The organism is uncultured Gimesia sp. (genome assembly GCF_937919775.1).
GTDB lineage: Bacteria > Planctomycetota > Planctomycetia > Planctomycetales > Planctomycetaceae > Gimesia.
This window is the reverse complement of the sequence record NZ_CALFPF010000658.1, coordinates 1-12,550: the sequence shown is the minus strand read 5'-3', so window position 1 is coordinate 12,550 and position 12,550 is coordinate 1. Positions and strand designations below refer to the sequence as shown.

The 12,550-nt window shown below is 51.0% G+C and carries 8 protein-coding genes; 1 reads left to right on the top strand and 7 read right to left on the bottom strand.

What is annotated here, in order from left to right; translation table 11 throughout:
• Nucleotides 1-213: 213 nt before the first annotated feature.
• The 7 genes from Q0294_RS18790 to tsaE form a co-directional block, all read right to left on the bottom strand.
• Nucleotides 214-2,370, bottom strand: coding sequence for a terpene cyclase/mutase family protein (locus Q0294_RS18790; protein WP_299468523.1), 2,157 nt, complete (start codon nt 2,368-2,370; stop codon nt 214-216).
• 182 nt (nt 2,371-2,552) lie between these two features.
• On the bottom strand, nt 2,553-3,611 hold the full coding sequence (gene bioB, locus Q0294_RS18785; RefSeq protein WP_299468521.1) for a biotin synthase BioB: 1,059 nt from the start codon (nt 3,609-3,611) through the stop codon (nt 2,553-2,555).
• A 232-nt stretch (nt 3,612-3,843) separates the two neighbouring features.
• Nucleotides 3,844-4,455: a hypothetical protein gene (locus Q0294_RS18780; RefSeq protein WP_299468519.1), complete on the bottom strand. Its 612-nt coding sequence runs from the start codon at nt 4,453-4,455 to the stop codon at nt 3,844-3,846.
• Between the two features lie 132 nt (nt 4,456-4,587).
• A complete protein-coding gene (gene dnaE / locus Q0294_RS18775; protein ID WP_299468517.1) occupies nt 4,588-8,103 on the bottom strand; it encodes a DNA polymerase III subunit alpha in 3,516 nt (1,171 codons plus the stop codon).
• A gap of 366 nt (nt 8,104-8,469) precedes the next feature.
• The gene (locus Q0294_RS18770; protein WP_299468515.1) at nt 8,470-8,760 is read right to left on the bottom strand and encodes a hypothetical protein; all 291 of its coding nucleotides are present in this window, start codon (nt 8,758-8,760) and stop codon (nt 8,470-8,472) included.
• Nucleotides 8,761-8,877: 117 nt separating this feature from the next.
• Entirely contained in the window at nt 8,878-9,888 is a 1,011-nt protein-coding gene (locus Q0294_RS18765) for an NAD(P)-dependent oxidoreductase (RefSeq protein ID WP_299468513.1), read from the bottom strand.
• On the bottom strand, nt 9,876-10,403 hold the full coding sequence (tsaE, locus tag Q0294_RS18760) for a tRNA (adenosine(37)-N6)-threonylcarbamoyltransferase complex ATPase subunit type 1 TsaE (protein ID WP_299468511.1): 528 nt from the start codon (nt 10,401-10,403) through the stop codon (nt 9,876-9,878). Before tsaE ends, Q0294_RS18765 begins: the two co-directional genes overlap by 13 nt.
• 260 nt (nt 10,404-10,663) lie before the next feature.
• Here tsaE and Q0294_RS18755 point away from each other — a divergent pair, with 260 nt between their 5' ends.
• Nucleotides 10,664-11,866 carry an MFS transporter gene (locus Q0294_RS18755; RefSeq protein WP_299468509.1) on the top strand — a complete coding sequence of 401 codons (1,203 nt, stop codon included), beginning with the start codon at nt 10,664-10,666 and terminating at the stop codon, nt 11,864-11,866.
• The last annotated feature ends 684 nt before the right edge of the window (nt 11,867-12,550 follow it).

Here is a 12,550-nt window from a genome sequence, read left to right as displayed (position 1 = left end):
AAGAGGAAACAAGAAAGGATTTAACTTAGTTTAAGAAAAAGTAGAAAATTTATTTTTGTATGTGCTGTTGTGTGCAGTTTGACGTCTTTTAGCCCCTGTTTTGCAGGCTTTTTTTTGTGAAATATGGATGATTATTTTTCTTTTTACACGAACATGAAGTTCTGTGCATAGGGGGAAGCACCATAGCAGTGCTGCTTTTGACCGAGAGGGAAATCAGCGACGTAAACGCTCAAATCGGGCCAATGCCATCAGCGGAAAATAGGTGCGGTAGAGGTGGTATTTGAGATAGAACACCTTGGGGAAGCCGGTTCCGGTAAATGGTTTTTCGTCCCAGTTTCCGTCGGCATTCTGTGTCTCAAGCAAATAGTGAATTCCGCGTCTGACCGCTGCAGAATCTATTTCACCGCCTGACATGAGCCCCATTAAGGCCCAGGCTGTCTGTGAGGGAGTCAGGGTTCCCTGTCCCCGCAAAGCAGGATCTGCGTAACTGTCTGCGGTTTCGCCCCAGCCTCCTGAGGGCTGTTGTTTCGATTTGAGCCAGCCGACTGCACGGACAATCCGGGGATCGTCAACGGGGATACCAAACTGTGTCAGCCCCGTGATGGCCTGCCAGGTTCCATACAGATAATTGACGCCCCAGCGGCCATACCAGCAGTGGTCGTCTTCCTGTTCGCTCCAGACGTATTCCAGCGCTCTTTGAGACGCAGGATGACTTATCGGCATCTGCACAGCGGCGAAGGCTTCCAGGACACGTGCCGTCAAATCGGCCGTACTGGGATCGACCATCGCATTATGGTCGGCGAAGGGAACCTGCGTAAATAACTCCCGGTTATTGTCGCGATCAAACGCACCCCAGCCGCCATCTTTATTTTGCATGCCCAGCATCCATTGGATACCCCGCTGGATGGCGCCGATCATCGGCCGCATGAGTTCCAGGTCGGCATAGGCCTGTTCCCGCGATTCACTTCGACCGGCAATGATCGCTTCGGTATCGAGCGCTTCTTCGTAGGGATTCCATTCCGGAGTCACCAGAAAATCTGTCAGCCACTGATCGTCTTTTAATGATTTGGGCATACAGCGGCGGAGCGCCATGATGACCATCGCGGTATCGTCGACATCGGGGTAAAATTCATTGTTAAACTCGAAATACCAGCCCCCGGGAGTTTTGGATTTACTGGAATTCACCCAGTCGCCCGGTTGTCTGGCTTCCTGGGAGAGCAACCATTTTACACTTTTCCGAATGGCCGGATTCCGATTGGAAACGCCGGCTTCGCGCAAGGCAATCGTACTCAGGGCTGTATCCCAGACGGGAGATTTGCAGGGTTGCAGACGAATGCGATCCCCTTCCTGAATCTGTAATTTTTTTAATTCGCGTAAGGCCCGTTGAATATCAGGGCTGCTTTCCTCTTCACCCAGGCATTTCAAAGCGATGATGGTCCAGATAATGGGTGGAAAAATAGCACCCAGGCCATCGCTACGCTCGAAGCGGGTTTTCATCCATTGATATGCTTTGTTGACCGCTTTTTTGCGAAACGGCTTGAGCCCCACTTTTTCGGCTAGCTTGACGCCTTGATCCACGATCTGGAAGAAGCGATGCCAGTTGAGCCAGGTTTTCTGCTTGAGTGAATCAAGGGTTTCCGACTTCGGCATGGTCCTGGGATACGCGGCCGGATCGCCGGTAAACAGTTCGGTAATCCCCTGCTCTGGCGGTAAAGTAATCGAAGGGCGATAAGCCCAGAGAATGCTGAGCGGAACCAGAATCGTGCGCGACCAGGCAGACATTTCAAAAATATTAAAAGGCATCCAGCGCGGAATCAGCATCAGTTCCGGCGGCACCGCCGGGCACTTGGCATAGGGGATCACGCCTAGTAATGCCAGGTAATAGCGGGTGAAGCTGTTGACCGCTTCCACTCCCCCGGCAGCCAGGATCGCGAGGCGAGCGCGTTGCATGTAATCGGCGTCCGGTGCGTGTCCGGTCAGTTTGAGTGCGAAATAGGCTTTGACGGAAGCACTGATTTCAATCGGCCCTTCCGGGTACATGTTCCAGCCCCCGTCTAGCATCTGGGTATCCATCAGATAATTGGCCGCCTGAATCGCCTGCTCTGAAGTTTGTTTTCCAAGGAACGCCAGTAGCAGAATGTACTCTGATTCAAGTATCGAATCTCCCTCTAATTCGCCGACCCAATATCCTTCGTCGTGCTGCAGAGCAAGCAGATAATCGCGCGACCGGGCAATGCCTTTCAGCAGATGCTCAGGATGATCGAAGGGAGCGGCTTCGGTGCTGGGGAAAATTTTGAAGGTGGGGTGTGTGTCGTGTCCTGCCACCGGATCACCGGAAAAGTGACTGGCGCTCAGTCTGCCTGAATTCATTTCAGGTGCTCCCTGACTTTGTGATTATGGATTCCATTCCCAGAGATGAAGGGGGCGTTTTCTGCGCGCACTTATCTCGAAGTCGAGATCATAAAGAGGTCCCGGTTTTCTTACAACCTCAATCCTCATAAGGGGTTTGAGGATTGAGGAAATCCAGGCTGGAACTTGTGATCCTAACTGACTTAACAGGATTCGCTTTGTGCTGCCATCGCGGGGGCTTCGCCGGAAGCTTCCATCTCATGTCCGGAAATGATGACTTCGAAGCCGAGATCGGCAATCATTTCATAATCGGCTTCGGGAGACTGTCCTTTGGTCGTCAGGTAGTCGCTGACAAACATGGAGTTAGCGGGGTACAGGCCCATTGCCTGCATCGATCGCAAATTGACTTCGCGACCGCCGGCGATACGAATTTCCGTGGCAGGATGCGCCAATCTGAACAGACAGAGTGCTTTCAGGCAATAACGGGGATCAAGTTCGTCAACCGCTTCCAGGGAGGTGCCTTCAATCGAGTTCAGGAAATTTACCGGGATTGATTTCGTTTCCAGTGCGCGCAGTTCGAATGTGGCATCGACAATGTCTTCCGGGGTTTCACCCATGCCGACAATCAGACCGCTGCAGAGTTCCATGCCCGCATCTCGGGCGACTTTGAGCGTCTGCAGGCGATCTTCATAGGTATGTGTGGTACAGATTTTCTCGTAATACTCACGGCTGGTATTAAGATTGTGGTTAATGCGATTCACACCCGCCTGTTGAAGGCGTTTGGCCTGATCTTCGTTTAACAGGCCCAGACAGCAGCAAATCCGCAGGTCATAGGACGATTTGATTTTCTCCACGACGGATGCGACATGCTCGACTTCTTTATCAGTGGGTCCGCGGCCACTGGCGACGATGCAGTATGTGCCCGCTTTGGCTTCGTCGGCGGCCTTGGCACCGTCCATCAATTTTTCTTCATTCAGCATGCGGTATTTGGGAATATCCGCTTTCGAACCGCGAGCCTGAGAACAATAGCCGCAATCTTCGGGGCAGAGTCCGCTTTTCGCATTTTTCAGATAATAGAGCTGAACCTGTTTGCCAAAATATTTCTGTCGCACCCGATAAGCTGCAGCCAGCAGTTCCAGCAGTTCATCGTCAGCGGCATGTAAAATCTCCAGCCCTTCGTCGCGGGTAATCTGATAACCGGACAGAACCTGGTCTGCGAGTGACTGCCACCGGGAAGGTGCTGATTTAACCTGAGTGTCCATCAAATATCTCTTTCAGAGCTTAAGAAGCGATTTTGTCGTCAACCGGTTTTTTCAAAGCGGTTCTTTCGGTGATACCCGTCCTGAAAAATAATAATATTGAATTATCGCAGCGTGATTCGAAGTCCCGCTTATTTTAAGACGAGTATGGGCACTATGATAGGCGAAATGGGAGAGAGTACAAGTAAGCTGACGGGATTGAAGTGGGGCTGATGGGCGGATTCGTCAATTCTGCTCAATAAGCGGTGCGAATCCACTTCTGACTGACGTCCCCTTTGTCATCTCGAAGCGTGAACATTTTGTCTTCGATGGTGTGGATTTCTCGTACAAACTCACTTCCCCAGACCTGGTTGATATATTGCAGCTTATTTTCAGGACTTCCACCTACTGTACGTAGGGTTAGTTTTCCTGCATTGAGACTCCACTCGATATTCACGGTGATTTTATTTCCGAGTACGGCTGTCCAGAGCCCCTGAGGTTCGATGACCATCGTTGCTTTCCCGTTTTCCTCGATGGTGAGAATCTGCCTGCTGGTACTTTTGGTCTGTTCCCATTTGCCGACGAGTCTGGCCAGGATCTCATCAGAAGAGAACCCGGTAATCGAGTGGGAAGATCCTGATTCCGCCTTTACCGGTGTGATCAGACGGTTGGAAGAGTCGTTGTCCTGAGACGGTGTCAGATTCACGTTTTTGGCCAGTCTGGCCGGAATCTGCTGCAGTAACTGCGGTTGCTGCAGTGTCGCGCTTTGAAGTTCCGGCGAGCGACTTTGATCAGAATTCAGCGGTTTCCACAGAAATGGAACAGAGATTCCTGCCAAAGCCAAAAAAATGATTCCCGTTTTTCTCATTCAAGTATCCTGCCAGATCTGGTTCACTTCTATACAGCGCAACTATATCTTATTTTCGGCTTATGCAAACCGCAAGATTTCTTAAAAAACAGCAGAACGGACACTTTGTTTGCGATCTTTGATGCAAAGAGTCTAGCGGCCGACACTTCCATTCCCCGTTTTTTTCTTGTGAGTCGTATGGAAGTGAATATGGCTCTCCCCGATCACGGCAGAAAGCTGCGATTCGAATTCGGTACTGCAGGAAACACGCAGGTTTCCGGGGGGATTCAGAACATAGCGTAACTGCGTGTCAGATTGATTCTGATCCACGGAATCCACCACGAGAATTACTTCGGTCTGACCGGGAAACTGGCTCAGGACGTCATGCACGTTAACCATATCCTGGCGGGTATGGACGCCCCGTTTAAAATTAATGGCGAGGCGATCGGTGAACTGTTTGCGGGCATCATTCAATGACAGAAGTTGATCCACAATCACATTCGGTTCTCGACCCCGTTTATCGATTTTTCCCTTGATGATCACCATTGCTTCCATTTTGACTTTTTCCCCCATATGGGCAAATTGTTCCGGCCACATGATGCAGCGGACAAGGCCATGCGGGTCTTCCAGGTCAAAGTTAACATAGCGGGTATTGCCGTTCTTGCTGGGCTTTTTGGTGGCCGCCATTTTGATTGAAGAAACCATACCGGCCAGGATGACTTCTTCCCGATCATCCATTTCCGCCAGTTCATTCGTCTGGTTTTGCGCATATTTCGAGAGCGCGGTCCCCATTTCGGCCAGAGGGTGTGAAGTGAGGTAAAAGCCGAAGACTTCTTTTTCAGCGGCCAGTTTTTGCGCACGAGGCCAGTCATCGGCTTCGGGCAGATTGACCTCACCACTGGAGCCTGGGTCTTCGCCTGCCGGTTCATCATCGAACAGACTTTTCTGCCCGCGCGCCCGGTCCCGATGGATATTGAGAGCCGACTGCACTGCCCGCTCGACCGATAACATCAACTGCGCCTGATTGCCTCCCAGGCTGGCCAGCGCACCGGCTTTGATCAGGATTTCGAGCGTACTTTTATTCAGGGTTTTGGGATCGACACGTTCGCAAAGATTAAAAATACTCAGGAAGGGGCCGTTCTCTTCGCGTTCCTTAACGACCGCTTCGAGAACCTGCTCACCCACGCCTTTGACGGCGCCCATGCCGAAGCGGATTTTCTCGCCGTCCACGCTGAATTCCACCTCCGAACGATTCACATCAGGAGGCAGCACTTCAATTTTCATGCGGCGGCAGTCATCCACATGTTCGGTGATTCTCTCATGGCTCTCCATCCCGCAGGAAAGCAGTGCTGCCATAAATTCTTTGGGATAATGCGCTTTGAGATACGCGGTCGCATACGCCACACCGCCGTACGCGGTCGAGTGCGATTTGTTAAATCCGTAACCGGCGAATTTTTCGATCATTTCGAACAGATCGGTTGCCAGCTTAACGTCCACGTCGTTTTCTTTGGCGCCTTCAAGGTACTGGTCTCTGAACTCCGCGATGGTTTTCAGCTTTTTCTTGCTGATGGCTTTAATACAGCGATACGCGGCGGAAAGTTCAATGCCTCCCACGCGGTTCAGAATCCGCATGACCTGTTCCTGGTAAACCATCACGCCGTACGTCTCATTCAGAATGTCATCCACAATCGGATGGACTTTCGGAATCGGGATGCGGTTGTTCTTCACGTCCACGTATTGCATGACCATCCCCCCTTCCAGAGGGCCTGGACGATACAGCGCTGAGGTCGCAATAATGTCTTCAAACTTGTCCGGCTTCATTTTGGTCAGCAGATCACGCATGCCGCCACTTTCCAACTGGAAGATCCCTTTGGTTTCGCCGCGCTGTAACAGCTCGAAGGTTTCTTTATCATCCAGAGGCAATTTATGGGGATTGATGTCAATCCCGCAATGTTTTTTGACGTTCTGAACGGCTTTGTCTAGAATGGTCAGGTTTCGCAGTCCCAGAAAGTCCATCTTGAGCAGCCCCACCGATTCGACGGTCGGTCCATCCCATTGGGTGATGATGTCGGTCTTGCCGGTAATGGTCTGCAGCGGGACCACTTCGGACAGAGGCAGGTCGGCGACGACCACTCCCGCGGCATGCGTGCCGGCACTGCGGCTCAGACCTTCGAGCTGCATCGCTAGGTCCAGCAGTTGATTGACTTGCGGATCCTGATCGTAGGCGGCCTGGAGGTCGGGACTTTCTTTGAGGGCGTCCTTGAGTTTGATTCCTAGCGATTCGGGAATCATTTTGGCGATTTCGTTCACGCGGGCCAGCGGCACTCCCAGCGCGCGGCCGACATCCCGAATGGCGGCCTTGGCTTTCAGCGTGCCGAACGTGCCGATTTGCGCCACACTTTTCTCGCCGTATTTCTGCTTCGTATAATCAATCACCAACTGGCGGCGATCGCGGCAGAAGTCGATGTCGATATCGGGAGGTTCTGTACGACTGGGGTCGAGAAATCGTTCAAACAGCAGGTCATATTTGAGCGGGCAAACCTGCGACATACCCAGCAGGAAGGCCACGATAGCTCCACAGGCCGAGCCGCGGGCCGTACACGGAATTTTTTGATTTTCCGCGAACTGCACGAAGTCCCACACAATCAGGAAGTAACTCGAATAGCCCATCTGTTCGATCACACCCAGTTCGAGGTGCAGGCGATCCCAGTGAGCCTGCGTCAGTTCGTCTCCGTATTTCAGAGGGAGTCGATCTTCGCAGAGTTTTCGCAGATATTGTGTGTCGGTCAATCCGTCGGGGGGTTGAAAAACCGGGTAGAATTTTTTATCCGACATCTGAATGTCGACCCGTTCGGCCAGTTCCTGTGTGCGGGCGACCGCATGCTCCAGTCCGGGAAAAGCGGCGTACATTTCATCCTGTGTGCGGACAAAAAACTGATCGCCGGTCATTTTCATCCGTTTTTCATCAGTCACTACCGAACGCGTGCTGACACACAAGAGCACATCCTGCGCGAAGGAGTCTTTTTGGTCGACATAATGCGCGTCGTTGGTAGCGACCAGTGGCAGGCCCATTCGATTGGCCAGATCGACGGTCCCTTCCAGACACTGCCTCTGAATTTCCAGACCCGCATTCTGAATTTCCATATAAACGCGGTCGCCAAAGACTTTTTCATACCAGGCGCACAGCTTTTCCGCTTCCTCAAAGTTTTCACCGAGAATATGGTGCGACAACTCTCCCGCAGCGCAGCCGGTCAGCAGGATCAGGCCTTCGCTGTGGGCTTCCAGAATTTCCTTGTCGATACGGGGTTTGTAATAAAAACCTTCGAGATAGGAGGTGGAAGAAAGTTTGATCAGGTTTTCAAAACCCTTGCGATTTTGCGCCAGCAAGGTCAGGTGAAAACTGGCCTCTTTCATCCGCGAGGCCCCTTTTTCGAAGCGGCTGCGGGGCGCGATGTAAGCTTCCAGTCCGAGAATCGGATTGACTTCCTGGCTGCGGCACTGCTGGTAAAAGTCCATCGCACCGTACAAATTGCCGTGATCGGTGATCGCGAGTGAATTCATCCCCGCTTGTTTCACTTTGCTCACCATTTCCGGTATGCGGCTTGCACCATCCAGCATACTGAAGTGTGTGTGACAATGCAGATGAGCAAAAGGGCGTGGGTCGCTCATAGTATTCCGTGCTCCGTCTATTAGGACGCCATCCAGGCAGTGATCAGCGTGAGCTGTTAGAGGTTTTTGATGCGGGAAACGGGAGAGAAATCTTTATCTGTTTCCCTACTCATGAGTGTATTTGGATTCTTTTGTTTGTCAATCAACCTCGTGGCTCTGAGCTTTTGGTTTTTAATATGTACTATGATTGATGGCAGAAAGAACCCTGCACTTCGCATTTCTGATTGCAGATCACAGGAGAATTAAATACGAAAACGGTGCGTCCCTTTTTTCTGTTTGAGTGCCAGTCTGACAATGGAAATAGAAGAGGCGATACAGAAGGCCAGCAGATCATGCCGTTTTTTTAATCGGAAAACGAAATAACTCTCAGCCGATCCAGAGATTGATATACCAATTCACGCCATCAGAAAGGGGCGGAATATATTCACAGGCAAATAAGAGCGGCATATAAAAAGCGGCGAGAAACGGGGAACTCATCGAATTAAACGAAGAGTACCATTGCCAGAACAATGGGCCGATGGAAAGGATATACAGCGAGGACAGGACGATGACCTGAATCAGGGAATTGATGATATACCGTCGCCAAGACCATTTTTTTTGTGTCGGCTGCTTTTGTTGATCAGACAGTTCCAACGCTTGTGTTGTTTCATTTTCCATAATGGTATTCTACCCGCCCGAGGTGATCCGGGTCAATTGCCTGACTTTCGACGGGCTCGATTTGAATCTGAAATTTATGCCGAATTCATTTGCGATTTTTCGTGAATTGCGGGCAGATTATGGGAGTTTCTGATTTTCACGAAACCAGTCGATCGTTTCCGTCATTGCCTGCTGAAATGAGATTTCAGGGTGATAGTTCAGCTCGAGTTGTGCTTTTTGCGTACTGAAATCCAGATTCAGTCCCAGAAATTTGATGCGCGCCTGGGAGAGGATTGGTGCCTGCTGTTTTCCCAGCAGTTTCCAGAGGCCTTCCATTATCTGAGCCAGTTTGCGTGCGATCGGCAGCGGGACGACTTTTTTCGGCACCTGATAATGGGCCAGCTTAGCAATGGTAGAGATGAATTCCCGTTTGCTGACCAGAGTCGCATCGGTGATATTATAAATCTGTCCCAGAGCCGCTTCGCTGGCTGCCGCCAGAAAGATGGCGTCCACCAGATGTTCGACATACGTGTTATTCATTAAGTTCTCGGGAGAACCGAGATAGGCAAACTGGCCCGATTTCAGCTTTTCCATAATCCGAGGCAGAACCGTGCGGTCACGCGGTCCGTAAATAAAACCGGGCCGCAGAATCGTATAAGGAACCGCATGCTGCAGGAGAATCTGTTCCGCTTCAATTTTGCTGAGTGTGTAGCCGTCGATGCCTGCGGTGTGCGGAGGCTCTGTTTCATCCGTGCCATAATGATCGCGGGCTTCATAAACGCCTAGAGAGCTGATGTGAATCAAGTGTTTGATCAGGCACTGTTCCTGAAGCGCTGATAGTAAATTTTTCAGTCCGGCGACGTTGGTTTTGCGGTATTCGTCGGTACTTCCCCAGTCGCCTACTTTGGCAGCAGTGTGAACGACAAGCGTCACGCCACGGAGCGCATCGTCCAGAGAATGTTTGTCAGAAAGATCTGCTTCGACCAGTTCTGCACCCTGCTCTTTCAAAAACTTTGCCTGAGAAGCGGAACGCACGACTGCGACCGTCGGGATGCCTGCTTCGCGTGCGCGTTGGATCACGTGGCTGCCGACAAGTCCCGTTCCGCCTGTGACCAGCAGTTTGTCGTCCGGCCCGATTACCTGGAGCATGAAGGATCCTCTCGTTTGAGTGCATTGACAATGTTGATTGAGCGGGGCCCCTGCCCCTGGAAATGAAAGGTACGTGACGTTTCTGATATATGTTCGATATTGATTTGCAGCAGATCGCGGGGTAAGACTTCTGCGACTTTGTCGGCCCATTCGATCAGGCAGACACCATCAGAGTAAAGCAGATCGTCGGCTCCCAGTTCCAGAAATTCGTCCGTATCTTTCAGGCGGTAGGTGTCGAAGTGATATAGAGGCAGCCGCCCCTGATATTCCTGGATCAGTACAAAGGTAGGGCTGCTTACCGTGCTGCGATCGACGCCCATGGCTTCGGCAACCGCCTGGACCAGACGGGTTTTTCCCGCTCCGAGGTTGCCATTTAAGGCGATCACCGTCCCCGGTTCTAGTTGTTTTGCCAGCAGAATTCCGAGACGCTGAGTCGCGTTTTCACTGGTCGATTCAAAAGTCCACTCTGTCTCGGCGCCCAACAAACGTACTTTCGTAAAAATGGTCGAGTTCAATCCCTGGCGTCGAATGACATCCTGAGCAACGGCCCTGACGTACCACGTCCAAACACACGACGGGCCAAACACACGACGGGATAGTGCAGGTATAACTTTTTCATCAACAAATCACAATCCAAGCCAGTTTGTGTCGGAATCCGGAAATGTAGCAAAAACAGTCAGTCAGTCCCGTGAACCTGATTCCCATTTTGCTGTCCTGCCTTGTAGAATGGAAACTGATTTCTAATTAAATACCTGCCTTGAAGTTTTGTCTGAAAATGCCCCACGCCTATCGTTGTCTGATCTGCCTCACACTGACTCACATAATTGTTGACGCTTCGGCAATTATTGTGGGACCGTTATGGGGTGAGTTGAAACGCGTGCATTCGTTGACCGAGAACACTTTATTTATGGTATTAACGATTCATGCGCTGGCATCCTCTCTGGCACAGCCGGTGTTCGGATATATTCGCGACCGCTATCCCATCAAATCCATTTTGTGGCTGGGACCGTTACTGGGAGCAGCCTTGATGCCGATGGTCGGGCCCGCCAATAGTGTGCTCGTCTTAAGTCTGGTGTTATTGCTGGGGGGAATCGGCATTGGTTCTTTTCATCCGGAAGCGGCGGTCGTAGCCGGTTCGCTGATACCAGAACGCCGCACGCGCAGCCTTTCGCTGTTTATGTTTGGCGGTGCGATGGGACTGGCGCTGGGGCCCATCATTTGTGGAGCCATTGTTTCGACCTGGGGACTTTCCAGTATCTGGGTTCTGGCTCCGATCTATTCAGGACTGATTCTGTTTCTGTATCAATTCGGAAAACCCCCTGCGGAACTGTTTGAACGGGATCGGAAGAAACCGGTACAGACACTCTCTCAGATGCTCGAAGGGAGACTGTTTTTGGCTTTCTTTCTGTTCCTGGTCTGTTCGTTGCGTCTGGTGCCGAATATGGCGATGGATAAGCTGATTTCCTTTATTCTGGAAAAACAGGAAGCCTCTGCGATTGAGATCGGTATGATGCAGTCAGTGTTCCTGTTTTCTGCCAGCGCGGGCATGTTACTGATGGCGTTCCGTTTCAAATCGGGACATGAAAAAGCATTTATGATTGGTTGCCCGCTGTTGGGAATTCCCTTGATGCTGGTGCTCGGCTGGGAAGGCTGCCCGACGTGGCTCATGACGCTGATGTTGATTCCCAGCGGCTTAATTTTGTGGGGTACGAGTCCGGCGATGGTTTCGTATTCACATCAACTGTTTCCAAATGGAGGCGGGGTGGCTTCGGCGATTACGATGGGCATGGCCTGGGGCGGAGGCGGAATGATTCAGGCAAAAATCACCAGCCATTTTGTCGCGCTGGATGTTCCGCATCAGGCATTTCACGCCATCATCCCCTGTCTGATTCTGGCGACGCTGGGCGCACTGCTGCTGCCTTCGCTTAAGAAACAAGGGCAACCACAAACCGCAGCAGCAGCCGTGGATACGATCTGATCAATTCACGTCAGGCTTGGATTTCGAGTGGATCTTGCTGTCAACCAATTCTGAATTTTCACCTCTTAAATTGAAGCAGCATTGATTAAAATGCGTCGGTCTGTGTTTGTTTTTATCAACGGCAGTTTTACTAAGTTGACTGGTGTTGATTGAGCAGTGTTTACGGGGATCATTCGAATCCAAGCGTATAATAAACATGATGTCGACCGGCGTGGACAAGTCAAGACGGGGGATGACTGATGTGTTTGAGTGAAACAACGATTGACGAGCTTGAAGAGACAGCGATGTCGTTAGACGACAGCCGAATTTTGTCGCGATGAGGGGGAAAATCAGCATGCGTCATTCAAAAAGCGAAATTTAAGCGGTTTAACCAGTGAAAAGATCGACTGACGCTGATGTCTTCACTCATAAAAAAAATGTTCCTCGTGCGCGCGACACTTGGAACGCAAGTTTAAGGGGGGACAGCGGCAGGTCAAGAGGTCATGAAATGCCTGTTTTTCAGGGATTTCAATAGATGAGTTGAGAAAGGAAGGTGTCAACCTCAATTCGTTTTCCGTCAATTTAAGACAGCAATCATGTCGTCTGAAAACAAAAATTGAGTCTGTTGTGAATCACGACGGGGCAAAGCTAGTCTGGCACAAGATATGGTATGTCAAATAGCAAATGTTAAAATATTCACTCAAA

Excerpts from the sequence above, each read along its gene's own strand:
- Q0294_RS18780 (WP_299468519.1), bottom strand. The coding sequence starts at position 4,455 with ATGAGAAAAACGGGAATCATTTTTTTGGCTTTGGCAGGAATCTCTGTT.
- dnaE (WP_299468517.1), bottom strand. The coding sequence starts at position 8,103 with ATGAGCGACCCACGCCCTTTTGCTCATCTGCATTGTCACACACACTTC.
- Q0294_RS18765 (WP_299468513.1), bottom strand. The coding sequence starts at position 9,888 with ATGCTCCAGGTAATCGGGCCGGACGACAAACTGCTGGTCACAGGCGGA.
- Q0294_RS18790 (WP_299468523.1), bottom strand. The coding sequence starts at position 2,370 with ATGAATTCAGGCAGACTGAGCGCCAGTCACTTTTCCGGTGATCCGGTG.
- bioB (WP_299468521.1), bottom strand. The coding sequence starts at position 3,611 with ATGGACACTCAGGTTAAATCAGCACCTTCCCGGTGGCAGTCACTCGCA.
- Q0294_RS18755 (WP_299468509.1), top strand. The coding sequence starts at position 10,664 with ATGCCCCACGCCTATCGTTGTCTGATCTGCCTCACACTGACTCACATA.
- Q0294_RS18770 (WP_299468515.1), bottom strand. The coding sequence starts at position 8,760 with ATGGAAAATGAAACAACACAAGCGTTGGAACTGTCTGATCAACAAAAG.